A 22,820-nucleotide genomic window follows, 5' to 3' on the forward strand; every position below is an offset into this window, starting at 1 on the left:
TGTAAATAAATCAGATGGCAGCACACTAGAAAGACTTGATGACGGTTTTATGAACGTTTCACCATGAAAGTAGGGACAAGCTATTAAAAGCGAAGCTAATAGCGATTTTTAGCGGTACTTATGAGCTATTTTGACCCTAGTAACTGTAGGTATGAGCTTGTTTTTGAGTGTTTACACTGTAGATATGTCATTCTTTTGTCATCTTGCTGAGCTAATTTGACCCTCAAAGAAAATCGAGTTTGCAGTTATCCTCGCCATAACAAACAGCTTTTTGAGTAATAAGATGAATTTTGCTTTATTAAAATTGCACCCGCGAATGATTGTGCTCACGCTCAGTATGATTGTGCTTGCGTTTGTACTTAGTAGCACAATAGGCACAGTAAAACCATGGGGGCAGATTGATTGGTGGGACGTGCTCGGTGAAGGGGGGATTGTACTGCTAACCATATTATGGCAATTTTTTTTATTGCTTAGTCGCCCACCAGGACGGGTTACCACCTTATTGACCGTTGGGCTTTGTTGTTTCATGTTCTCCGGTTTATTGGATTTTTTGGATGAATTTTTTCGCTACCCTGAAGATGCTTGGTTGCCATTAATTGAGAATATCCCCGCCCCATTTGGCATGCTCTTGATCAGTAGAGGTTTGTATTTATGGTATCAAGAAATGCAAGTGCTTAACGCCCAATTACGCCGCCGTGAGGCAAATGTGCGTGAGCATCAAGACGTTGATTGGGTAACACGATTATACCGTGCAGACTACATGCGCGAGCAGTTGCGTTTACAGCTTGAGCAAGGTGGCCGTTGTTGTGTTGCAGTGGTTGATATTGATCAGTTTGATGCCTTTAATCGTCGCTTTGGTCACCCTGAAGGGGATCGCTTACTGCGCGAGGTTGCCGAGTTAATTTTAATGAATGCACGACTTACTGATTTGGTTTGCCGTTACGCCGGTGATCGCTTTATTTTACTGATGCCGCAATTAACCTTCGCGCAGGCATCTTTGCAAGTGCAGCAAATAGCAAGTGCAGTTAAACATCTCGCTTTTAAGTCGGGGGATATGGCGGTGTTTCACACACTCACCACTGCGGTGGTTGAAGCGGCAGAAAATGAGTCGTGTAATGCGTTGCTAAAGCGGCTAAATACACAGCTTGCACAAAAAAAAGTCACTAAGCAGGAGTTGCATGGTGCGACCGTATGTCACGCTCGAGGATAAATTTATCCCTGTTCAGGGCATGGTGGCGTGTTTGCTCGACCTTGCCCAACAACGACAGTTAAATCAGCATAAATTATTACGTGGAACGGGCATTTTTGCTGAAGATTTGCTTCGTCCTGAGTTTTACCTGAGCTTATCGCAACTATTACGATTGCTAAAACAGTTTCACCGTTTAATGCCAGGGCGAGATGCCGCTTTTCAACTAGGGCATCGACTATTTCCTTCTCCTAACGCTGAAACAAGCGCTATTTTATATAGTCAAAACCTCACTCAGGTGCTGCGCTTATTGAGTTGTTTTAGGCTACAGTTAGCGCCGTTATTATTTGCCTATCATTATCAGCATAATGGTTATAGTTATTTACAGCTCAATGATGCGGTGGGTATGGATGAGCAACAATATCAATTTGTGGTTGAGCTTTACTGTTGCTTATTGGTCTCGGCGAGTCGACATTTGCTGGGTGAGCGTATCCCTTTTTGTTTTGAATTTCCCTTTCCACGCCCGCGTCATATTTACGAATATGAAGAACATTTAGGGCTTAGACTTGCCTTTGACCGACCCTCTCTGACGGTTAAATTTGCGCAGCAATGGCTTACACACCCTTTGCTGCAAGCGAGTCAATTACGTCGTCAATTAGCGATGCAACAAGTGAGTAAAAAAGCGTTTAAACAGACATTTATTGAAATGGTCACCCATTATCTACATCGCCATCGCCAAGCTAACTTGCAACAAGTCAGTGAGCATTTAAATATGAGTATGGCAACATTGAAACGGCGCTTAAAAGAACATAATTTACGCTTTTCGCAACTGCAAGATAGGGTCAATATGCAGCAGGCATTTCATTTACTGACCGTGCAAGGGTTGAGTAATGAGGAGGTAGCTGAAAAGCTTGCTTTTCATGATGCGCCAAACTTTCGTCGAGCCTGTAAACGCTGGACAGGATTAACGCCCACAGAGCTTAAAGCATTAGCATTAGGAAAGTGATAGCTAGCGTGTTAAATAACGCATTAATTTAAGACCTGTTTATCTTGCTATCAGCGAATTTTTCTGTTGCTATTAATATTCAAAATAGCTCACTTGAGCGAATGGGTATAATAACCCTTACTTTAGCTTATTTATTATTGATAAGTGCTTTAGATAATAACAATAAAAAGGGTATTAAATGTTACTTATGTTGGTTGTTTTTTTATGTATGTTGCTGGTGATTACGCTATTACCTATTTCTTACAGCCAGCATTATTTAGTTCGTAGCTGTGATTTTATTCGCCTACAGGTTTTTTATCTTGCATGCTTGGCAGGGATCTGTGTGTGTTTATTTTTTAGTACACAATTAAGTGTTTTGAATGTTGTATCCGTGCTTATTTTGGGCATTATATTAGCTGTTCAAGGTTATTGGATTTACCCTTACACGTGCTTTGCTCGTAAAGAAGTTGCGTCATCGGCTAAAGATGCAACGCACAGTATTCGTATACTGTCTGCCAATGTATTAATGTCGAACGACCATTACTCAGCGCTTATCGAACTTGTTGAGCAGCATCAACCTGATTTATTAATCACCTTAGAATCTGATGCTAATTGGCAGCAGCAGTTAAGTTGTTTAGAAGAGCTTTACCCTTATAGAGTATATTGCCCCAAAGACAACCGTTACGGTATGCATTTATATAGTAAGTATAAAATTAAACAATACCAAGTATGCGAACTGGTTGAGGATGATATTCCCTCAATTCACATTCTGTTTGAAAATACACAAGGTATCACCATGCAGGGGCACTTTATTCATCCTGCTCCACCAAGTCCAACGGAAGAAGATACTTCACGCCCGCGTGATACTGAGTTGATTATTTTAGCAAAAGCGCTTAAAAATGTGACAAGGCCCATTATTGTTGCAGGTGATTTAAACGATGTGGCGTGGTCGCGAACAACGCGGTTATTTATGCAGATAAGTGGCTTATTAGATCCACGAAAAGGACGAGGCTTTTATAATACCTTTCATGCTAAGTACTTTTTTATGCGCTGGCCGCTCGATCACTTATTTCACTCACAAGGTTTCACTGTAAAGCGGATTAAACGTTTAGCTAAATATGGCTCTGATCATTTTGCACTACTTAGCGAATTAGTTTTTGAAAACGTTAACCAACAATCACTCGAAACAAAGTCCAGAGAGCTAAAGCAACAAGACATTGAGGAGCTGGCTATGAATAAAGCCGATAAGCGCAAAGTGCCTAGGTTTGATAAGGACTAGCTCAATGAATTAAGTGCTGTGGCTTGCGTTCGTGGTGCAACATTTTGCTTTAACATTAAGTGTTCTAGATAGCGTTCGACTTCATTGTCTCCCATTGAGGCGGGGTGGCGCTTATTATGAAAATGAATATAAGATGCAATCCATCTCAGGTAGGTATCTACGGTACGTAATGAATACTGACGCACTAACATATATTCAGCGATATAATTTAAAAATGGGGAACGCGTTTTCATATTTTCACCAATAAGAATACTGTATTTATATACAGATTAGTTGTTTTGCTCCCATATTCAAGAAAATGCGCGCCGAGCGCACTTTCTTCTTTCTTATTATATTTAGTACCAAGAAAAAATTATAGCTGGTAATGAGTTAAGTTATTTGTTAAAAAGTAATTAATAAATATATTAGCGTAACGTTGGTAGAAATATACGCGACGAGCGCACTATAAAATTGTTATGTTTTTGAAATTTCAATAAAATTAAACGGTTAGAGAAACGCCGTGCCATTAACGCTTTCTAAATGAGCAACAGAAGTTTATCAGTACGGGTTAGTTTTAAAGCAGTCACATTAGTTCATCAAATGGGTAAACAGCCTTTGTCGTTATTAAGTGCAAAATATGGTGTTCTATTCATAGTTCTGCGGTTTGTTCGGGTTTATACTTCGGTTCAAGTTTTCACGCTGTCGTAGCCTGAGAGCTTGGGTGGCCCAAGGTTCAAAATTAATCGCCAACCCTCGAAGCACATCAGGTTATCAACAGGTGGCAGAAATAAACGGCATCAGTAATCGGATGCTTTTTAAAGACAAAGGGCAAAAGCGGTAGCCCGGTAGGGCAGTGCTAAATGCAAAATGTACATAACCAGCAGCTCCACCGGACAAATTTTAGCTGTCACCTTTTGTGCAAAAAGACGCACAAAAAGCGCCATCCAAAATTTGCGCGGTGAGCTGAGCGTTAGTCGGTTCAATCGTCTTAAGGTTTGGTTTTTTGGTTGCGAAAAGTCCGGTTATTATCCTGCACGGTTTCGTTTGAAGTGCAGGGGGATGTGGCACGTTTTCCCGCTGTTCCGGTGCACTTTTGAGTTTTCGTTTTGGCCAATAGTTTTGTGGCTTCGCTTGTGGTGTTTTGCTTGAGACTTCATCACAAGCTTTAAATTTAGTGGTTTTGTTCTAGTAGTTTCGGTTTAACTTCTTGGGAACAGGAACTGTATTTTTTTAACCTTGAATCATCAGCTCCGCTGGAAGTGCTTGGCTTCGCTGGAACTTGGAGGTTCACCAAACTAACCAGTCGCACCACCGGACGTCTAATCAGTCGCGGTTTTTGCATAGGGCCGCAAAAACGCGCGCCAGCTTAGCCGCTCGGTGTGCTCAGCGTTAGTCGGTTCAATCGTCTTTAGGTTTGGTTTGTAGGTAAACGAAAAGTCTGGTTATTTCCCGGCACGGCTTCGTTTGAATTGCGCTGGGATGTGGCACGTTTTCCCGCTGATCCGGTGCCAGTTTAAGGTTTTGTTTTGGCCAATTATTTTGTGGCTTCGTATGTGGTGTTTTGTTTGAGACTTCATCACAAGCTTTTAATTTAGTGGTTTTGTTTCTGTCGGTTTCGGTTTAATGTTGCGGGAATAGAATCTGTATTTTTTAACTTTGAATCATCAGCTCCGCTTGAAGTGCTTGGCTTCGCTGGAACTTGGTGGTTCACCAAACTAACCAGTCGCAGCACCGGACGTCTAACCCGTCGCGGTTTTTGCATAGGGCCGCAAAAACGCGCGCCAGCTTAGCCGCTCGGTGTGCTCAGCGTTAGTCGGTTCAATCGTCTTTAGGCTGGGTTTGGCGGTTGTGAAAAGTCCTGTTTTTTTTCAGGCACGGTTTCGATCAGGGTTTACGTAATGTGGCACCTTTTTCTTTTGTTCCGGTGCCAGTTTAAAGTTTTGTTCTGGCTATGAATTTAGTGGCTTCGTTTGTGGTGTTTTGTTTGAGACTTCATCACAAGTTTGTATTTAAGTGGTTTTGTTCCTGACGGTTTCGGTTTAGTTTTGCAGGAATACAAACTGTATTTTTTAACCTGAACCATCAGCTCCGCTGGAAGTGCTTGGCTTCGTTGGATCTTGGTGGTTCACCAAACTAACCAGTGGCACCACCGGACGTCTAACCAGTCGCGGTTTTTGCAAAGGGCCGCAAAAACACGCGCCAGCTTAGCCGCTCGGTGTGCTCAGCGTTATGTTTTTAAAATTTGAATAAAATGAATAAGTTGCCGAAACCCTATGCCATTAAAGCTTTCTAAATAAGCAACGGAAGTTTATCAGTGCGGGTTTGCTTTAAGCAGTCACAGCCGTTCATCAAAATGGTAAACAGCCTTTGCCGGTATTAAGTGCAAAGATGTCGTTCTGTTCAAGGTTTTGTGAGTTAATCAGGTTTAAACTTCTTGGGTTATTTTTAGTCCGGTAAAGCCGGAGAGCTTGGGTGGCCCAAGGTTCAAAATTAATCGCCAACCCTCGACGCACATCAGGCTATCAACAGGTGGCAGAAATAAACGGCATCAGAAACGGGATGCTTTTTAAAAACAAAGGTCAAAGGCGGCAGTGCGATAGGGCAGTGTTAAATGCAAAAAGAACATAACCAGCAGCTCCACCGGACAAATTTTAGCTGTCACCTTTTTTGCAAAAAGACGCAAAAAAGGCGCCATCCAAAATTTGCGCGGTGAGCTGAGCGTTATGTGCCGCCGATGATGTGGCGCTACTGAATTATAAAATTGCCCTTAGCCAGCTTGGTGAGCTATATAATCTGCGCAATTTAGAGAGCGAGTATGGTACATGAGAAAAATTAAAACTTGCTTAAGTAATATTGCGGTCATAAGCCCAAGGTCGATTGGTTGTTTAATAATTCTTGGTGGGTGGGAGCCTATCTATCAGTTATTAAGGTGGTTCAAATTAGTTAGCGATGGATTTAATGGTATTTTTATCACCACAGCCATCGTCATAGCTATAGTAACATTTACATTCGATTATATTAGTTTGAAAATACGTGCTAAGCGCCTTAGAAATAGGTGAAAATGCAGTCAAGTTGACCGGAATGTAAAAAGTAGCGCTATTAACTTGCACATAACAAACAAATTATGGCACTCGCTGTAGCTCGTTGGGACGCAAACACGTGCGCGGCTTCGCCATTATCGCACACGTGTCTGCGCCCCATATTTGGAAGTTATGCACTACAAGGAACTTGATGGATCACTCATTCACTTTTAAGTCTACTCAACTTGGTGTAATACCAGGAGAAGACGACGAAACAAATCCTCTTCGGTACGGTAAGTCCGTAGCAAATTGGATTTCTGGCGGTCTTAACGATGTAGGTTTTAATACAATAGTTAGCCCCGAAGATTGGGGGTGGCGCATAGATTGTATGTCTGAGCCTTATCCAATCTGGATTGGTTGCGGCAATATGGAAGAAGAGGATGGGCAGGGTAACTTTAAAGAGCCTGATATAAATAATTTAACTTGGCAGTGTTTCGTTTCGGCAGATAAACCGTTCTTCAAAAGCTTATTTAAAAAGTTAGATGCAACTGAACAAATTAATCAGGTTGCAATTGCGCTTAAAAAGCTCATTGAAAATGCCGATCACATTACACAAGTAAGCGAGCAATAAATGCATAACAAACAGCTCCACCGGACTCCGTAATGTTTGCACCTTTCCTGCAAAAACACGCAGTAAAGTCGCCAACATTACTACGCGCGGTGAGCTGGGCGTTAAATATATGAGAAATATCGTCGCAATTATCTTGGGGTTATCTATGATGGCAAATGCAACGATTGCATCAAAAGAAGGCTCTGTAGAGAAAAGACCATTCCTGGCAGTCTATGACTACGGAATGGGAGGTGTCTGGTTGCTAATTGATGCCCGCTCTGTAGAAGAGGTTGAATCGAAGTATCCCAAGCTAAAGGCATACGAAGACAAACCTGAGTGGATGTCGAATTCAGACAAAAGTGAATATATCCAAGATATCGAAAGTATAAAGTATCACTGGGATATAGACGAAAAGCCAACGGGGTGGTTAGCCGATCTATGAGTAAACATTTAACAAGCAAAGGCAGCATCGCCCTTCGGGCTGGACGCGCTAACGCGCGCCGCTGCTTTGGGCGTTATGTTCTCTAAAAGGATTTTGTGCATTGAACAAAAGCAAAAAATTTAAGCTCTCGCTTGTTGCATTAATTGTCTGCATTATTGGCTTTCAGTTTTCTACGCCGAGCATTAATTTTTATACTAACCCGTTCTATATAGGTTCTTTCATTTTCGCTATTGCTTTGTTGGTTATTGCGGTTAATTTTACCTGCCCCAATTGCAGGAAAAATCAGGTTGCGCTCTCTTTAAAGCAGTTTAGGCTTCCGAGTAATACATGCTGCAATTGTGGTTACAGTGTTGGTAAAAATGGCAGTGAATAACATCGGTGGTAAGAACATAACAAACAAATATTATCGCCAGCAAAAAGCGCTGGCTGCGACTTCAACCCGCTGCGCGGCTTTCCGCGCTAAATTTGGGCGTTAACTTTCAAGGAGGCTCCATGCCTGAGATGCCAGCATTTTGCGATAACTGTGGAGCTATTTTTGGTTCTGGTTTCGTATTTGAAAATTGTAGGAATGTAACTCTAAGCGGAAATCGGGTAGGTCCTTGCCCAAACTGCGGAGGCATGGGTCATGTACCTGATGGCGTTTACGACATCACTGGCAACGCAATAAAGTTGCTGCAAGGAAGTATCAAGACAGTTCAGCAGTTACAGAAATTATCGGCTGTATTGGCGGAAGCGCAAAAGAGAAACCTTTCAAAAGAGCAAGTTCAGGCAAACATACAAGAAACAGTCCCTGAGTTAACGAATTTCGCTTCTGTATTGCCGCAAACAAGGTCTGAATTGTACGGTTTCATCGGAATTATATTAACAGCTATTGGGTTAATGATTGCGGCCTACGGTACTTTCAAAGATGATCCCGTGCCGGAAAGAGAGATAGAACAAATTATTGAGCGCTCTATCGAGCAATCAATTCAAAAATTACCTCCACCTAAACCAACCGCACCTAAGAAGCAAAAGAGAAACGATCCGTGCGCATGCGGAAGTGGTGTTAAATTTAAAAAGTGCTGTTATTTGTCAGCATAAAAGTTAACAAGCGCAATCACGCGGATCAATTTTTCGCTGCGCTACAAATTGCCCGGTGTTGCGGGCGTTGAGGCTGAAGAATAACTCATTTGGTCAAATTTTTAGGTGGTTTAAGGGGTCTCAAATGCATTGCTTAGTACGAGATAATCGCTTAGAAAGCGATACAGGAGGTCTAAAAAATGGCCAAATTTATAAAAATAGAAATTCTACAGGCTCGTTAGGTGCCCACCGGCTACAATCAATCGGTAGGGAATTTTTGCTTCTGGTGTAGAACTCGCATTATGCGAATAATTGAACCTTCTACCCAGTACGAAACGATCATTGAGATTTCGGGAATAATGAATAATCGTCCTCGAATTCCATCTCGTTGAACACCCATCAATGGTTGTTCGAGTAAGTTTTCTACTTTAGCCTCAATAATGTCATCAGTTTTTTCAGCCGCATCAGGGTTAAAGTCATAAAGAAACTCAAAGATCTTCTCACGATCATTTAGCGATTCTTCTTCCCATAAAATCATTGCTGGCCTCGATTACGAATTTTGGCCTTTCGTTCAGCCATTCGTGCTTTAGCTGAATTATGTTCAACAAATGAAGATTTTCCTGAGTCAAACTTCTCAAATGCTAGGTTTATTTGTTCAGTTAACCAAGCGTCATGAGATAATGTTTTTCTTTGTTGCTCAGCCATTTGTTCAGTAAGTTCACGGCAAGCATCGCTGAGTGTGCGACCTTGGCTCTCAGCCATTTGTTGGGCTAAACGTTTAATTTCGTCATCAACACGAAATTGAATTCTAGTGTCCATAAGTAGTTCCTAAGTTTGCGTGTGTACAAATGTTAGCACTGGAGTTGGGCAAGGGCAACTAACAAACGGCTCAAGAGGGATTGCCAACGCTTGGCGGCTTTGGTGCAAAATTGAAGTTCAGTGTTTACAGTGTTTTTTTGAGTTCGGCTATGCGTTGTCTAACCCCTTAGCCGGGCGTTGAGGCTGTAGAATTACTCTTTTTAGGAACTGATTCTACGCATTTGGCTTGATTGTTTTTTAACCTTGAATCCATTTGGTTACTGTGATCTAATAGATATTATTCACCCACGGTAAATTGTTATGGCCAACTACAAGCCTGATTTATCCTGCCAAAATAAATTCATCCCTATCAATTTCGCTGAGCAAATTCTGCCAGGTACCTTTGAGTATGCGCTTTGTTATATTGTCGAAAATAAACTCGACTTGTCGGGCTTTGACGCGTGGTATAACAACGATAAAACGGGTGCAGCGGCGTATCCGCCCACGGTGATGTTAAAGATTATTTTACTCGGTTATGCGCATGGGTTAATAAGTAGCCGCCGAATAGCCAAGGCCTGTGAGAACAATATTTTATTTATGAGTGTGTCGGGCGATATTCAGCCGCATTATACATCAATAGCGGGTTTCGTGGCCAAAATGCATGAACAGATTGAGCCACTATTTACGCAAGTATTGATGATATGCGACGAAGAAGGGTTGATAGGCCGTAACATGTTTGCCATTGATGGGTGCAAATTAAAGTCCAACGCAAGTAAAGAATGGAGCGGCACATTCGATGAGCTAGGGCGTAAAAAAGCAAAACTAGAACGCGCGAGTAAACGTATTATCGAACGTCACCAATCACAAGATAGCCTGAGCGAAGAGCTGATAACTCAGGACTTAAAACAAAAAGAAAAGCTCGATAAAAGTGCAGATAAAATCACCGCGTTCTTAGCAACCCACGAAGAGAAAACAGGCAGTAAAGGCAAGCCTGTTAAAAGTAATATTACCGACCCCGATAGCGCGAAAATGACCACGTCAAAAGGCACAATCCAAGGCTACAATGGGATAGCGATAAATGACGATAAACATCAAATTATACTGCAAGCACAGGCATGGGGCTCGGTGGGTGAGCAACAAACCTTGCAGCCAGCAGTTAAGCAATTAAAGCAACAGTTAGATAAACTGAGCACAGATGAATCCTCAGATAAACACGCCATCAAATTCACCGCAGACAGTGGGTTTAATAGCGAAGCGAATCTTGAATACATGGCGAAAAGTGGCTTTGATACTTACATTGCGGATAACCAATTTAGAAAACGAAACCCGTTATTTAAAGACAGCGAAACATACGAAACAGAGCAAGAAAAACGCCGACTAAAACGCAGTAAAGGTAAGCCACGCTTATTTACTTCAGAGGACTTCCATTATGATGAAACGACACAAACCTGCCGCTGTCCCGCAGGCAATGACATGTGGCGAAGTGGTATCAATGTAAAAAGCCACAACCAAAAATACACGCGATTCTGCGGTTTGCATATTCTCCCCAGCTTTGATCACCCAATGGCATTAACTTTGATCGCTTATTCTCATTAAGCTTTGATCACGAAAATTACTCGATAATGATCACTTTTGTGCTCTTAATGATTTTGCCGATCAAAGCTTAATGCCACTCGTCACCGAGTTCACGTTTTATCATTTTTGTAGGTATGTTAAACCGTTATCTAAATCATTTGATGAGGATAACAATAATGTCAACAAGACCTATATCTATGAGTAAATTACATGCTATTTTACGGCTGAAATATTCAGCAAAATTATCCCATCGAAAGATTGCCAGAAGCTTAAATATTTCACCTGGCACTGTGGCTAATTACGTTAAAAAGGCCAATGAGTTAGGCTTAAACCAATGGCCGTTACCTGAAGATAAACAACACGGTACGTTTCTTAATACAAAAATCAGGGACTTCTCACCCCGTCAAAAAAGATACCCAACACCTGACTGGCTCACCATCAATAAGGATTTAAAGCAGCACAAACATTTGACGTTGCAGTTAGTATTCGATGAATTGCGTGAGAAAGTCGGTGAGCCATATTACAGTTATAGCCACTTTTGCCGAGCCTATCGGGAATGGGTGGGCAAACAACGATTGTCGATACGTCAGCATCATAAAGGCGGTGAAAAATTGTTTGTGGATTATTGTGGCCCCACGCTGACCATCACGTGCCCTACAACACAGGAGACACGCACTGCTCAAGTGTTTGTTGCCGTGCTCGGCGCATCAAATTATACCTATGCTGAGGCAACGTATAGCCAGCAACTTGAAGATTGGGTGATGAGTCATGCCCGTTGCTTTACGTTTTTAGGCGGTGTGCCTGAGCTTGTTATTCCCGACAACTTAAAAAGCGCCGTTAGTAAACCCTGTCGCTACGAGCCTGATTTAAATCCGACGTACCACCAGTTAGCCGAGTACTTTAACGTGGCTGTCATTCCGGCTAGACCTTATAAACCCAAAGATAAATCGAAGGCTGAAGTCGGTGTACAAATTGTTGAGCGTTGGATCATGGCACGCTTGCGTAACCAAACCTTCTACAGCTTAGCGCACCTAAATCAAGAAATAGCAAAGCTACTTGATGTAATGAACAATAAGGTGATGAAGCAATATCAACAGTCACGTAAACAGCTCTTTGATATAGTGGATAAAAGCGCATTAAAGCCATTGCCTGAAAAGCCCTATCACTATACACAAATCAAAACGGTGCGAGTACACATTGATTATCATGTTGAAATAGAGAAACATTATTACAGTGTGCCGTATCAGTGGGTTAAGAAACAATTACGCGCACACATAACCAATCAGCTAGTACAGCTTTATCATGACGATACCTTAATCGCACAGCATCCGCGTTCACATCGTTTAGGTGGGCATACAACACAGTCTCATCATATGCCTCTGGCGCATCAAAAACAGCATGAGCAGTCACCGATAAATTTACGCTCATGGGCATTAAGTATCGGGGAGTATACCCATCAAGTTATTGAGTTACAGCTTAGTGGACGGCGTCACCCCGAGCACGCTTATCGCGCCTGTTTAGGGGTGTTAAGTTTAGCTAAAATCTATTCAAAAGAGCGGCTTGAGCAGGCCTGTTATCGCGCAATCGTGATGAATACGGCAACACTCAAATCAATTAAGCAGATGCTGAAAAAAGGATTAGATCAACAACCGTTACCCACACAGCAAACAGAGCCAGAAAAGCCAGTTACACATAGCAACATACGTGGCACAGATTATTACCATTAAGGAAACGAATCATGATAGACACCATTAACCAACAACTTCAACTACTTAAGTTATCGGGTATAAAGCAGGCACTCAAGCAGCAGCTTGAACAGCCTAACTTATATCAAGAACAAAGCTTTATAGAGCGCGTTAGTTTATTGCTAACACATGAAATTGACACGCGTGAGCAAAGAAAAATTGACCGGCTCGTGCGACAGGCTAAATTCCGCTTACCGGCTCAGTTAAATCAACTGATTTACTCGCCGACACGCAATATAGAAAAAGCACAGATACGCAACTTAAGCCAAAATAGCTGGCTGAACTTACATCAAAATATCTTAATCACTGGCGCAACAGGCTGTGGCAAAACATACCTCGCATGTGCTTTAGGGCATGAGCACTGCCTAAAAGGAAAAAGTGTTTACTATGTTCGATTAAAAGAACTACTTGAAAGCCTGTTTCTAGCACAAGCAGATGGTAGTTACCGAAAATTACTAGCGAAGTTAATAAAGTATGATCTACTGATCTTAGACGATTGGGGGCTTGAACCACTGAGTGCACAGCAACGAGGTGACTTACTCGAATTAATCGATTCACGGTATGGGTATAAATCACACATAATAATAAGTCAGCTCCCGCAGGAAAACTGGCATGAGATGATAGGAGAATCAACCCATGCTGACGCCATTTTAGATAGGCTAATTCATGGTTCGATTAAGTTGAACTTAAAAGGAGAATCGATACGAAAACAGTTAAATAAATTGACTGATGATGATCAGTTAAGCTAATTTAAAAATGGCTCTACAAAATGATAAATCAGGTGATCAAAGCTGATGAGAATCGGTGATCAAAGTCATGAGAATACGCACGGTTACTTAAAAGATTGCAAAGTATGCCCACTGCAACAGCAATGTATGCGAAAGCCACCGATAAAAACAGGGCGGCAAGTACAGTTTAAAAATGATGAATCGCGTAAACAGCTAAGCTATATCGACAAAATGAAGGCCAAAATAGACAGCCCGATGGGGCGACGGCAGTACAGCAAACGACTTGGCTGTATAGAGCCGGTGTTCGGCAATATTACGGTAAACAAAGGCATGAACAAACTGACCTTACGAGGACAAACGAAAGTGAATGCGCAATGGCAACTGTACTGCCTTGTTCATAACATAGAAAAGCTGCAAAACAGGCTGCATTAAAAAAGGGGAGCCCTTTTAAGCCGAAATATAGCGACTTAAGCACCTGTAATTCCCTCTAAAACAGCCATTAAAACAATCGTACATTCTCTTTTTCTATTTTAAGTAAACTAGCGATAACTGATTGAACCAAAATAGGAACTCGGCTATGGTTAATGCATCAATAAAAATAAATTAAAAACGAGTTATTCTACAGCCTCGTTAGTTTACCAATCAATATTGTCACCCTAACTCAAAATGCTAGGGTGTGATAATTATCGTAGATGATTTTGTGGTAATTGCGATTGTCCAAGAACTGCAACGACCAAAATAAAGCCGTCTTCCTTGGTAAAGTAAGCCGTGTGCTTACCAATCGGGAAATAAAATCCATTTTCATATAAATCGTTGCAGCTTCTGCCTACTGATGGATTGTCAGCGAGCATCTGAAATCCAGTGAGAAGTGTGTCTTTGTATGCGTTCCACTGCCTCTCGGAAAAGTTTGTAACGGTATAATTTTTGATTTTGTGTAAATGAGCCTGTGCTAATTTACTTAGTTTATATTTACTCTTGTGCATACTTTACTTACAACGCGTTTAGGAAGTTTTCACCGTCAACTACATTACCTTGGGCTAAGTCTGCTTTTGCGGACTCAAAGCAATGTTTGATGTAATCTGCTTTCATAGCTTCAAGTTCTTCATAGTCTCTAATCGACATCACAACAACGGCATCTTTGTTGTTTTTACTAATTTTAACTGGTTCACGTTGAGCGCTTAGCAGCAGCTCACCGAAATTACGTTTGGCATCATTTGCTGTTAATGTGTACATGGTTAAGCTCCAAGTTTGGAAGTGCAATAACATTATAGTTTATCGCGCAAAATGTGCAATTCAATTAAATCGTGCGATTAATGCGAAAGGTAAACTAACAAAGCGTTTAAGAGTGATTCCAAACGCTTGCCGGTTTCGCTTCGCTCAAGTATGGCAAACGCTTGTTACACTTTAACGCAGCGTTACCGAATAAATATTCCAACTCATTTTTGTCCAAAAACGAGCTTACCCGACCATCAGCTCCTCGCTCATACCTGCCTACTGTAAGCCTATCCATCTAAACTCTTAGTTCAGTACCAGCTTCTATATATCGAATCTTAGCGCTATGTTTTGCAGAGTTTATCGAGCTATCTGAAATCATAATTTTAAACAACATGCCTGAGCTTTTACTAAATAAGCTAAATTGTGAAGTGAAGTTTTAGGTGTGTATTTTTAAGCAAAATATAGCCTTTGAGCGGATTATACTTAGCGGCTTTAACCATAAAAAAGCCTAAAAGTGTTTGCACAATTTTAGGCTTGGTAATATTTTTTAAACACGTAGAAATACTCTTTCAATACGTGTATTTCACTTCTGTAGCTAAATTAGCTATGAATCATAATGCTTTTAACATTCACAAACTCGCGAATACCAAAGCCACCATGTTCTCTGCCATAGCCACTGTCTTTAACACCGCCAAATGGTAGGTTCGGTTGTGCCAGTCCGTAACCGTTTATGTTGATCATACCGGTATCAAAATGCTTTTTAGCCAGCTCAATGGCTTTTCTCTCATCTTTTGAAAAGATACCGCCGCCTAGTCCATAACGAGAGTCGTTGGCAATACGCATAGCGTCATCATTATCTTTGGCTTTAATCAAAGATGCTACAGGGCCAAATAATTCGTCATCATATGCAGGCATCCCTGGTGATAAATTTTCTAGTACTGTAGGTGGATAGTAATAGCCTGTTTGCTTCGGAATTTCGCCGCCTACAATTACTTTTGCGCCTGCATTTACCGAGTCTTGCACTTGCTGATGAATTTTGTCGCGTAAATCTTCTCGTGCCATAGGGCCCAGTTCAGTATCTTTATCCATAGGGTCGCCCATTTTAATTGCTTTAAATTGCTGGCTCAGTGCTTCTTTAAAGTCATTGTATAATGAGTCAACTACCACAAAACGCTTGGCAGCGACACAGGTTTGGCCATTGTTAATAATGCGGCCCTGCAAACAGGTTTTAACTGCCAGCGCGAGGTCGGCATCATCAAGTACAACATAAGCATCGTTACTGCCAAGCTCTAATACGGTTTTTTTAACGTGCTTAGCAGCTTGCTCAGCTACTTTTTTGCCTGTGCCATCACTTCCTGTAAAGGTAACGCCACTAATGTGTTTATGAGAAATAAGGGCGCTGGCGGTTTTTCCATCAATCAGTAAGTTACTAAAGCAATACTCAGGGAACCCAGCTTGTTTAAATAAGGTATCTATTTTTTCAGCCATACCAAATACATTGCCCGCGTGTTTTAATACCGTGGTATTACCCGCCATAATATTTGCGGCACTGTATCTAATAACTTGATAAAGTGGGAAGTTCCATGGCTGAATACCTAGCAACACGCCAGTGGGGCGATAACTTATAATTGCACGACCGCCTTGCATATCGCGTTCTTCGTCGCTCAGCATATCGGCGCCATGTTCTGCGGTATAACGGCAAATGTCAGCACAAAGCTGCACTTCTTGAAAGCCTTGTTCGTACACTTTACCCATTTCTTCGGTCATCAGTTTAGCAAGCGCTTCTTTTTGCTCTTCAAATAAAGAGGCTAGCTTATTCAAGTATTTAGCGCGCTCAGTAAACGAGGTTAATCGCCATGTTAAGTATGTTTCATGAGACTTTTCGATCACTTGTTCTGCTTGAGCTTGAGAAAGCAGCGTATAGCTATTGATGACTTGCTCGGTTGCTGGATTGATCGTATCTACTGTGTTACTCATTTTACCTCCTAACAAATTATGTAATAGGGTAGGTGCAAAACCAAAGCCAGTTGGGCGATAGTTTATAAAAATTCATAACTTTTTGTTAATAATGGTTTTTATATTACTTTCTACAAAAATCTAAGTGTTGTTTGTTGGTTGTTTTTGCTATGGTTCTGTAAATACTGCAAGTTGTTGAAAAAATTACAGGGAGTAGTCAAATGATACAGTCATTGTTGAATATCGATTTACCACTTATTCAAGCACCTATGGCGGGCGTACAAAACGCCGAGCTAGCTGCAAGCGTTTGTGAAGCAGGCGGGCTAGGGTCGTTGCCTTGTGCTATGTTATCACTGGCGCAGTTAGTTGAGCAGCTCGATTTACTTACCCAAAAAACAGATAAGCCATTTAATTTAAACTTTTTTTGTCACACGGTTGCTGATTACACCCGTGAGCAAAAGTGCCAATGGCACAATGTGCTAGCACCTTATTTTGCAGAGTATGAAATTGACCCGCAAAGTTTAACCGCAGGGGTATCCCGTCAGCCTATAAATCAAGCCGTTGTTGATATTATTGCTCCCTATAAACCAGCAGTTGTGAGCTTTCATTTTGGTTTACCTAAGCACGCTATTGTGGAGCAAATAAAAAGCTGGGGCACTAAAGTAATTTCAACGGCGACCACTTTAGATGAAGCTATTTGGCTCAGTGAAAATGGCGCTGATGCTGTTATTGCTCAGGGGTTAGAAGCTGGAGGGCATCGAGGGCATTTTTTATCAATGGACTTAACTTTGCAGCAATCAACGGCGCAGTTAGTTAAGCGTTGCGTTGAGCATATATCTCTGCCTATTATTGCCGCCGGAGGGATTGCCACTGCTGATGACGTAAAGCAGATGAAAGAGCTAGGAGCGAGTGGTGTACAAGTTGGTAGTGCTTATTTATTGTGTAATGAGGCTAAAACATCGGCTTTACATCGTCAGGCTATCTTAGCGCAGTCAGCAAATAGTACCGCACTTACTACTTTGTTTTCTGGTAGAGCTGCGCGGGGGATTCAAAACCGAGTTATGCAAGAATTAGGCACTATGCCTGAGGGCGTGCCTTCGTTTCCTCACGCTAGTAGCGCAATAACTGCATTAAGAACATGCGCTGAAAAAGCAGGCCAAAGTGATTTTTCGCCTTTATGGTGTGGTCAGAAGTATGTGCCTCGGGTGGGGGTATCAGCTGCGGATATTACGCATATTTTAATGGAAAAATGGTAATGTTTAATGTCTGACAACCCACTTTTATCGCTTGGCGATAGTTACGAAGTGCTTATAAATAAGCTTAAAACACAATTGGCAGGTATTTACCCTCAACAGCTTGTCGCGCGCAATACCGTGTTATTGCCCCAAGGCGATGTACAGCGTTATGGCTATTTAATTGTGGAGGGGGTTTTAGGTGCTATTCATGATGGCATTGAAGGCGGACAAAAATGCAAAGAGTTTTATTTTAAAAACGAATTTGCGCTGCTGTTCGCTAATTGGATGACCTCAAGCCCCGCTTTTTATCAATTAAAAGTAATTAATGAAGCAAGTGTAATTAAAGTACCGCTAACACTATTTGAGCAAGCACAGTACCAACTCATTAAGCAGCAGCTAATTGCGCAGCAACTAATATTTAAAGAAGCCAAAGAAGCATTTTTATTACTTAACAGTCCCGAGCAGCGCTACTGTTACTTGCTTAAACATAAACCGCATTGGTTGGCGCAGTTAAGCTTAAGTCAAGTGGCTATGTATATAGGTATTTCGGCCATTTCGTTATCACGAATTCGTAAGCGACTTAACTTAAGTTAAGTGCTGTTTATATAAAGCACTATACACTCCTCATTTTTATGCCTTAAGTGCCTTGGAGTGTTATGTTTTTAATTGCCCAATCATTGGTTGCCGTCGCGACTTTACTCGACTTAGCTTCATTTCAGTTTAAGTCCCGACGCATTATCTTATGTTGTTTATTTACCTCTGTGTTATTAACCTCAGTCCACTTTTTTATTTTGGGTTATAACAGTGCCGGCTGCTTAATGCTTATTGCCGCGTTACGTTATTTTTACTGCATATACTTTAAGCATACTTGGGCCATGTTTGGATTTATGGCAGTGAGTTGTTTAGCCGTTTATTTAACATGGCAAGATTGGTTTAGTGGCTTTGCGCTGGTGGCGACATTAATACAAACCATTGCTTCATTTCAAAATAGAGACTTGCACTTGAGGTTATATATGGTGGTGGGAACCTCTTTTTGGATAACGCATAATATTTTTGCTGGCTCCCCTGTGGCAATAATTATGGAAAGCCTGTTTTTAAGTAGTAACTTATTTGGTTTATATCGATTTTATATTAGTAAAAAAGTCTTGCTGAACCTCAACTAGGAACGTAAAATGCAGCAATGTAAACTTATTAAAAGAACTGTTTGGCAATTTCTTTTAATAAAAAGGTTTCTCGAATAATCGACAATCCTTGTTTATCGCTATTAGCTAATGTGCGTTCGTTGTGAGCTATCGCCTCAAAAATATTTACCCATTTAGCTTGCATACCATTTTGTTGCTCATAGTGCTCAAGCTGTGCTTGGCCTAGTTGTTCGTTAATTTCGCATACATAACAGTATGACTTTATATGAATAATATCAAAGTCATCTTTGTACCAAGGACGATATTCTTCATAGAGGCCAAACTCGCTGCAGATTTTTATATTTTGCGCGCCAGTTTCTTCATTAAGCTCCCTGATAAGTCCTTGTTCAATGCTTTCATGTGAGTCTATGCCACCACCGGGTAAACTAAAATCGTCATAGCGCTGAGTGTACATTAATAAAATGTGCTGTTGTTTAAATACAATTGCGCGAGCAGTAGGGCGAGTAAACTGACGACCATGAGTAATATTAATAGTGGGATGAATAGTGGTTTTTAATAAGCGCATAACGACTCCAGCAATAAAGGTAAATTATATCAGCTGGTTATATTAATTACTTCATTGTTAAAAAGGTAATTTGTGGCAAAGCTTGTTAATTTCAGCGCTTATACATATATCTTTAGTTATAATAGCGAATTATAAAAAATAAAATGTCATTGTTTTGGCCCTGCTCTGTATATCTTTCATTTGTTGAAAGGGGTGAGTAGAATAATAAAAAAGCATAGGGATTAATCATGTTAAATATACTTTTAGTTGATGACGACATCGAATTTAGTGATGTTATTTGTCACATTGTTGAGTTTCTTGGGCATAATATTCAAACTGCAACCAGTTTAAAAGAAGCACATCAGTGGTTTGAGAATAACTCCTTTGATCATGTATTACTGGATTTCATGTTACCCGATGGCAGCGGCTTGCATTTATTAGATCATTTAAAAATGATTGGTCAATCTCCTAAAGTCACTCTTATTTCAGGGCACCCATCGGTTAAGGGGATTTTAGCCAATATGTGTGAGCCCAATGTAACGCATTTATTAAAGCCACTGCAGCGAGAAGATTTAGAACTGGTTTTAAACGGTCCTAAAAAAACCGTTAAAAAAGCCAAGAAAAACGCTATTACGCATCATTTTGATACCCTAATTGGCGAATCTGAGGCAATGCAAAAGCTCTATACTATGATAGAACGCGTTGCTAAAACACAGGCTAACGTGATGCTAGTAGGTGAAAGTGGTGCTGGTAAAGAGGTGGTTGCACAAGCGATTCATAATGCCAGTCAATGCGAAGGACCTTTAGTTGCTAGCAATTGTGGCGCCCTTTCAAAAGAGCTTATTGGCAGTGAATTATTTGGCCATGAAAAAGGTGCCTTTACAGGGGCGATAGCCCGTAAAGAGGGCGTGTTTGAACAGGCAAACGATGGTACCTTATTTTTAGATGAAATAACCGAAATGCCCATTGGCATGCAGCCTAATTTATTGCGCGTACTAGAAACAAAAAAAGTAACAAGGGTAGGTGGCAACCGAGAAATTCCAACTAACTGCCGCGTTATTTCTGCGACAAACCGTTCTTTAATTGATTTAGCCCAAAATAATATTTTACGTGAAGATATTTACTTTAGGCTTGCCGTATTTCCTATTGATATACCCCCATTACGTGAACGAAAAGACGACATTCCATTGCTAGCAAAGGTATTTTTAGAGCAGCTAAATGATGAAAATGGCACTGCGTTTAGCTGGAGGAGTGAGCAACTTAAAGAGCTACAAACATATGAATGGCCTGGTAATGTGCGCGAACTTCGACACGCTATTCACCGCGCTTTTATTATGAGTGATCCACAAACAAGCGACGTGGCACTGCCAGATAACCTAGAGTCACCTTTCTCACGTGTAAATAATCAAACGCAGGAAAATCAGGTTTCTGCGGGGCAAACTATTGAAGAGGTTGAAAAAGAGCTTATTCATGCGACGCTCGATAAAGTACAAGGCAATAAAACATTGGCTGCACAAATGTTAGGTATAAGTACAAAAACACTTTACAACCGCCTTAACGCATATGGTGGAATTGGCGAGTACAAATAAAAATAACAGAGGATTTGAATGACATTACCAAAACAGACTAAACCTTTAAACGAGTTAGTGCATGATGCGCGGGCACCGTTAAATCGTATTTCAATGAATGCTGAGCTTATCAAGCTTGTACTTGAAAACGATATGCCTGTCGAAAAAGCACTCGCCGCACTTGATAAAATAATCGTTAATTGCCAAGCATGCAGCGATAGTTTACAGCTCATTTCAGACTCAAAATAATAAGAAATCAGGGTGATAAATGATTAAACCTAAGCAGCAAAGCAAAGTAAATGTGATATGGGCGTTATTTATCTCCATAATATTATGCATTATTGTAGGTAATGCATTTTTAGCGGTTAATACTATACAAGGCCTCACGCGAACGCAGCAAAGTCTTGATAATACGAATATGGTCGGCACAGCCATTGAGCAAATGCACTTGTCTGTGGTGCAAGCTGAGTCGGGGCAGCGCGGGTATTTATTAACACAGGACGATGATTACTTAGCTCCCTATTTTGATGCGATTGCTCAGATTGAATCGCAAATCGATTATGTTCGTTCTTTGCACTCAGAGATAGAGGGGCAAGCTGAGCGTATTGCAACGTTAATTTTATTAATTGAAAATAAAATTGCTGAGCTTAAAAATACCGTTCAATTAGCACTCAATGACAAAGAACAGCATGCAATGCTAATTCTTAACACGCATAAAGGGCGTGACTTATACCGAGAAATTAGTGAGCAGGTTGATGATATTCAAGACCGAGAACTTCTGTTTAAAGTAAGCCACTTTGCTAAATTAGCGCAAATAAAAAATGAAGCAAAAATTACTTTTAGTATCACGGCTGTCACTAGTGCGTTATTAATTGTCGGTATGTTTTTACTTGCGCGATTGAATTTAAAAAATGCTGCGATGTATCGTGCTGAGCTCGAAATGCAAAACGAAACCTTAGCCAGTAAAATAACTGAACGCACTCAAGAGCTTACTTTATATTCTGATGAGTTAAGTCGTAGTAACCGTGAGTTAGAAGAGTTTGCTTTTGTTGCCAGTCATGACTTACAAGAGCCGCTTAGAAAAATTCAAGCATTTAGCGATCGCCTCGAAAGTATGTTCAAAGACGAATTAGGTGAAAAGGGAACTGATTATATTGCTCGAATGAAAAATGCCGCACAGCGCATGTCTAATTTAATTAATGATTTATTAGCGTTCTCTCGAGTAACCACCCGAGGTAAAGATTTTACCGATACCAATCTAAATAGCATACTTAATGACATTTTAAGCGATTTAGAAATAGCTATTTACGAGTCTGGTGCGCAAGTTTTTGTAGACGATATGCCAATTATTCAGGCCGATCCGAGTCAAATGCAGCAGCTGTTTTTAAATTTAATCTCCAATGCTGTTAAATTTAGACGTCCGTCAGTAGAGCCTATTATTAATGTTAATTTTGAACGAACTAGCGAGTTTAGTGAAGACCATAATTGTGACGTTAGTTGGTATATTATTTCCGTAAAAGATAATGGTATTGGTTTTTCAGCTGAGTATGCAGATAAAATATTTGTGCCATTTCAGCGCTTACATGGCCGTTCACAGTACAAAGGAACGGGTATTGGCTTGTCGGTGTGTCGTAGGATTGTAGAGCGACATGGCGGAACGATTACTGCGATAAGCACCCCTGATGAGGGCGCAACCTTTATTATTAAACTACCCGTGGATGCAGAGTTATTCACATTACAAGGAGAGGCATAAT

General features: G+C 40.9%; 23 protein-coding genes. 16 read left to right on the forward strand and 7 right to left on the reverse strand.

Annotated elements, in window-relative coordinates:
• Positions 1-283 precede the first annotated feature (283 nt).
• From KG708_RS14720 to KG708_RS14730, 3 genes are all read left to right on the forward strand, one after another.
• A complete protein-coding gene (locus tag KG708_RS14720) occupies positions 284-1,210 on the forward strand; it encodes a GGDEF domain-containing protein (RefSeq protein ID WP_213610961.1) in 927 nt (308 codons plus the stop codon).
• Entirely contained in the window at positions 1,179-2,192 is a 1,014-nt protein-coding gene (locus tag KG708_RS14725) for a helix-turn-helix domain-containing protein (RefSeq protein ID WP_213610963.1), read from the forward strand. Before KG708_RS14720 ends, KG708_RS14725 begins: the two co-directional genes overlap by 32 nt.
• A 178-nt stretch (positions 2,193-2,370) precedes the next feature.
• Positions 2,371-3,450 (forward strand): endonuclease/exonuclease/phosphatase family protein, encoded by a 1,080-nt coding sequence (locus tag KG708_RS14730; RefSeq protein WP_213610965.1) that lies wholly within the window; start codon positions 2,371-2,373, stop codon positions 3,448-3,450.
• On the opposite strand, the gene KG708_RS14735 is transcribed toward KG708_RS14730, so the two are convergent.
• A complete protein-coding gene (locus KG708_RS14735) occupies positions 3,447-3,683 on the reverse strand; it encodes a site-specific integrase (RefSeq protein ID WP_301003440.1) in 237 nt (78 codons plus the stop codon). The two genes, KG708_RS14730 and KG708_RS14735, sit on opposite strands and share 4 nt — an antisense overlap.
• A 2,977-nt stretch (positions 3,684-6,660) precedes the next feature.
• Here KG708_RS14735 and KG708_RS14740 point away from each other — a divergent pair.
• From KG708_RS14740 to KG708_RS14750, 3 genes are all read left to right on the forward strand, one after another.
• On the forward strand, positions 6,661-7,080 hold the full coding sequence (locus KG708_RS14740) for a hypothetical protein (protein ID WP_213610966.1): 420 nt from the start codon (positions 6,661-6,663) through the stop codon (positions 7,078-7,080).
• Positions 7,081-7,303: 223 nt separating this feature from the next.
• A complete protein-coding gene (locus KG708_RS14745) occupies positions 7,304-7,501 on the forward strand; it encodes a hypothetical protein (protein ID WP_213610967.1) in 198 nt (65 codons plus the stop codon).
• 492 nt (positions 7,502-7,993) lie between these two features.
• Positions 7,994-8,581 (forward strand): SEC-C metal-binding domain-containing protein, encoded by a 588-nt coding sequence (locus KG708_RS14750; protein ID WP_213610968.1) that lies wholly within the window; start codon positions 7,994-7,996, stop codon positions 8,579-8,581.
• Between the two features lie 238 nt (positions 8,582-8,819).
• Here KG708_RS14750 and KG708_RS14755 read toward each other — a convergent pair whose 3' ends face one another.
• Positions 8,820-9,098 (reverse strand): type II toxin-antitoxin system RelE/ParE family toxin, encoded by a 279-nt coding sequence (locus tag KG708_RS14755; protein ID WP_213610969.1) that lies wholly within the window; start codon positions 9,096-9,098, stop codon positions 8,820-8,822.
• Positions 9,095-9,379, reverse strand: coding sequence for a type II toxin-antitoxin system RelB/DinJ family antitoxin (locus tag KG708_RS14760; RefSeq protein ID WP_017040620.1), 285 nt, complete (start codon positions 9,377-9,379; stop codon positions 9,095-9,097). The genes KG708_RS14755 and KG708_RS14760 overlap by 4 nt, the downstream gene beginning before the upstream one ends.
• 300 nt (positions 9,380-9,679) lie before the next feature.
• On the opposite strand from KG708_RS14760, the gene KG708_RS14765 reads away from it, so the two are divergent.
• The 4 genes from KG708_RS14765 to KG708_RS14780 all read left to right on the forward strand — a co-directional run bounded on the left by KG708_RS14765 (position 9,680) and on the right by KG708_RS14780 (position 13,838).
• Complete coding sequence (locus KG708_RS14765; protein ID WP_301003441.1) at positions 9,680-10,954, forward strand: transposase; 1,275 nt, start codon at positions 9,680-9,682, stop codon at positions 10,952-10,954.
• 155 nt (positions 10,955-11,109) lie between these two features.
• A complete protein-coding gene (gene istA, locus KG708_RS14770; RefSeq protein WP_213608538.1) occupies positions 11,110-12,660 on the forward strand; it encodes an IS21 family transposase in 1,551 nt (516 codons plus the stop codon).
• An 11-nt stretch (positions 12,661-12,671) separates the two neighbouring features.
• Positions 12,672-13,427, forward strand: coding sequence for an IS21-like element helper ATPase IstB (gene istB, locus KG708_RS14775; RefSeq protein ID WP_213608539.1), 756 nt, complete (start codon positions 12,672-12,674; stop codon positions 13,425-13,427).
• Between the two features lie 45 nt (positions 13,428-13,472).
• Positions 13,473-13,838, forward strand: a complete 366-nt coding sequence (locus KG708_RS14780; protein ID WP_301003442.1) for a transposase — start codon at positions 13,473-13,475, stop codon at positions 13,836-13,838.
• A 251-nt stretch (positions 13,839-14,089) separates the two neighbouring features.
• Here the strand turns inward: KG708_RS14780 and KG708_RS14785 are convergent, their stop codons facing one another.
• From KG708_RS14785 to KG708_RS14795, 3 genes are all read right to left on the reverse strand, one after another.
• Positions 14,090-14,389, reverse strand: coding sequence for a type II toxin-antitoxin system RelE/ParE family toxin (locus KG708_RS14785; protein WP_213610970.1), 300 nt, complete (start codon positions 14,387-14,389; stop codon positions 14,090-14,092).
• 7 nt (positions 14,390-14,396) lie between these two features.
• A complete protein-coding gene (locus tag KG708_RS14790; RefSeq protein ID WP_213610971.1) occupies positions 14,397-14,639 on the reverse strand; it encodes a type II toxin-antitoxin system Phd/YefM family antitoxin in 243 nt (80 codons plus the stop codon).
• 582 nt (positions 14,640-15,221) lie between these two features.
• Positions 15,222-16,598: an NAD-dependent succinate-semialdehyde dehydrogenase gene (locus tag KG708_RS14795; RefSeq protein ID WP_213610972.1), complete on the reverse strand. Its 1,377-nt coding sequence runs from the start codon at positions 16,596-16,598 to the stop codon at positions 15,222-15,224.
• Positions 16,599-16,798: 200 nt separating this feature from the next.
• Between KG708_RS14795 and KG708_RS14800 the strand changes: the two genes are divergently transcribed.
• The 3 genes from KG708_RS14800 to KG708_RS14810 all read left to right on the forward strand — a co-directional run bounded on the left by KG708_RS14800 (position 16,799) and on the right by KG708_RS14810 (position 18,975).
• The gene (locus KG708_RS14800; protein ID WP_213610973.1) at positions 16,799-17,833 is read left to right on the forward strand and encodes a nitronate monooxygenase; all 1,035 of its coding nucleotides are present in this window, start codon (positions 16,799-16,801) and stop codon (positions 17,831-17,833) included.
• Positions 17,834-17,839: 6 nt separating this feature from the next.
• The gene (locus KG708_RS14805; RefSeq protein WP_213610974.1) at positions 17,840-18,406 is read left to right on the forward strand and encodes a Crp/Fnr family transcriptional regulator; all 567 of its coding nucleotides are present in this window, start codon (positions 17,840-17,842) and stop codon (positions 18,404-18,406) included.
• Between the two features lie 62 nt (positions 18,407-18,468).
• Positions 18,469-18,975 (forward strand): YgjV family protein, encoded by a 507-nt coding sequence (locus KG708_RS14810; protein ID WP_213610975.1) that lies wholly within the window; start codon positions 18,469-18,471, stop codon positions 18,973-18,975.
• A gap of 28 nt (positions 18,976-19,003) precedes the next feature.
• Here the strand turns inward: KG708_RS14810 and KG708_RS14815 are convergent, their stop codons facing one another.
• Entirely contained in the window at positions 19,004-19,519 is a 516-nt protein-coding gene (locus tag KG708_RS14815; protein ID WP_213610976.1) for an NUDIX domain-containing protein, read from the reverse strand.
• A gap of 227 nt (positions 19,520-19,746) precedes the next feature.
• On the opposite strand from KG708_RS14815, the gene KG708_RS14820 reads away from it, so the two are divergent.
• The 3 genes from KG708_RS14820 to KG708_RS14830 are packed head-to-tail and all read left to right on the forward strand — an operon-like array spanning position 19,747 to position 22,819.
• Entirely contained in the window at positions 19,747-21,087 is a 1,341-nt protein-coding gene (locus KG708_RS14820) for a sigma-54 dependent transcriptional regulator (protein WP_213610977.1), read from the forward strand.
• An 18-nt stretch (positions 21,088-21,105) separates the two neighbouring features.
• Positions 21,106-21,315, forward strand: a complete 210-nt coding sequence (locus tag KG708_RS14825) for a histidine kinase (RefSeq protein ID WP_213610978.1) — start codon at positions 21,106-21,108, stop codon at positions 21,313-21,315.
• Between the two features lie 19 nt (positions 21,316-21,334).
• Entirely contained in the window at positions 21,335-22,819 is a 1,485-nt protein-coding gene (locus KG708_RS14830; RefSeq protein ID WP_213610979.1) for a sensor histidine kinase, read from the forward strand.
• The last annotated feature ends 1 nt before the right edge of the window (position 22,820 follow it).

Source organism: Pseudoalteromonas sp. (assembly GCF_018402495.1).
Lineage (GTDB): Bacteria > Pseudomonadota > Gammaproteobacteria > Enterobacterales > Alteromonadaceae > Pseudoalteromonas.

Excerpts from the sequence above, each read along its gene's own strand:
- KG708_RS14720 (WP_213610961.1), top strand. The coding sequence starts at position 284 with ATGAATTTTGCTTTATTAAAATTGCACCCGCGAATGATTGTGCTCACG.
- KG708_RS14725 (WP_213610963.1), top strand. The coding sequence starts at position 1,179 with ATGGTGCGACCGTATGTCACGCTCGAGGATAAATTTATCCCTGTTCAG.
- KG708_RS14730 (WP_213610965.1), top strand. The coding sequence starts at position 2,371 with ATGTTACTTATGTTGGTTGTTTTTTTATGTATGTTGCTGGTGATTACG.
- KG708_RS14735 (WP_301003440.1), bottom strand. The coding sequence starts at position 3,683 with ATGAAAACGCGTTCCCCATTTTTAAATTATATCGCTGAATATATGTTA.
- KG708_RS14740 (WP_213610966.1), top strand. The coding sequence starts at position 6,661 with ATGGATCACTCATTCACTTTTAAGTCTACTCAACTTGGTGTAATACCA.
- KG708_RS14745 (WP_213610967.1), top strand. The coding sequence starts at position 7,304 with ATGGGAGGTGTCTGGTTGCTAATTGATGCCCGCTCTGTAGAAGAGGTT.
- KG708_RS14750 (WP_213610968.1), top strand. The coding sequence starts at position 7,994 with ATGCCTGAGATGCCAGCATTTTGCGATAACTGTGGAGCTATTTTTGGT.
- KG708_RS14755 (WP_213610969.1), bottom strand. The coding sequence starts at position 9,098 with ATGATTTTATGGGAAGAAGAATCGCTAAATGATCGTGAGAAGATCTTT.
- KG708_RS14760 (WP_017040620.1), bottom strand. The coding sequence starts at position 9,379 with ATGGACACTAGAATTCAATTTCGTGTTGATGACGAAATTAAACGTTTA.
- KG708_RS14765 (WP_301003441.1), top strand. The coding sequence starts at position 9,680 with ATGGCCAACTACAAGCCTGATTTATCCTGCCAAAATAAATTCATCCCT.
- istA (WP_213608538.1), top strand. The coding sequence starts at position 11,110 with ATGTCAACAAGACCTATATCTATGAGTAAATTACATGCTATTTTACGG.
- istB (WP_213608539.1), top strand. The coding sequence starts at position 12,672 with ATGATAGACACCATTAACCAACAACTTCAACTACTTAAGTTATCGGGT.
- KG708_RS14780 (WP_301003442.1), top strand. The coding sequence starts at position 13,473 with ATGAGAATCGGTGATCAAAGTCATGAGAATACGCACGGTTACTTAAAA.
- KG708_RS14785 (WP_213610970.1), bottom strand. The coding sequence starts at position 14,389 with ATGCACAAGAGTAAATATAAACTAAGTAAATTAGCACAGGCTCATTTA.
- KG708_RS14790 (WP_213610971.1), bottom strand. The coding sequence starts at position 14,639 with ATGTACACATTAACAGCAAATGATGCCAAACGTAATTTCGGTGAGCTG.
- KG708_RS14795 (WP_213610972.1), bottom strand. The coding sequence starts at position 16,598 with ATGAGTAACACAGTAGATACGATCAATCCAGCAACCGAGCAAGTCATC.
- KG708_RS14800 (WP_213610973.1), top strand. The coding sequence starts at position 16,799 with ATGATACAGTCATTGTTGAATATCGATTTACCACTTATTCAAGCACCT.
- KG708_RS14805 (WP_213610974.1), top strand. The coding sequence starts at position 17,840 with ATGTCTGACAACCCACTTTTATCGCTTGGCGATAGTTACGAAGTGCTT.
- KG708_RS14810 (WP_213610975.1), top strand. The coding sequence starts at position 18,469 with ATGTTTTTAATTGCCCAATCATTGGTTGCCGTCGCGACTTTACTCGAC.
- KG708_RS14815 (WP_213610976.1), bottom strand. The coding sequence starts at position 19,519 with ATGCGCTTATTAAAAACCACTATTCATCCCACTATTAATATTACTCAT.
- KG708_RS14820 (WP_213610977.1), top strand. The coding sequence starts at position 19,747 with ATGTTAAATATACTTTTAGTTGATGACGACATCGAATTTAGTGATGTT.
- KG708_RS14825 (WP_213610978.1), top strand. The coding sequence starts at position 21,106 with ATGACATTACCAAAACAGACTAAACCTTTAAACGAGTTAGTGCATGAT.
- KG708_RS14830 (WP_213610979.1), top strand. The coding sequence starts at position 21,335 with ATGATTAAACCTAAGCAGCAAAGCAAAGTAAATGTGATATGGGCGTTA.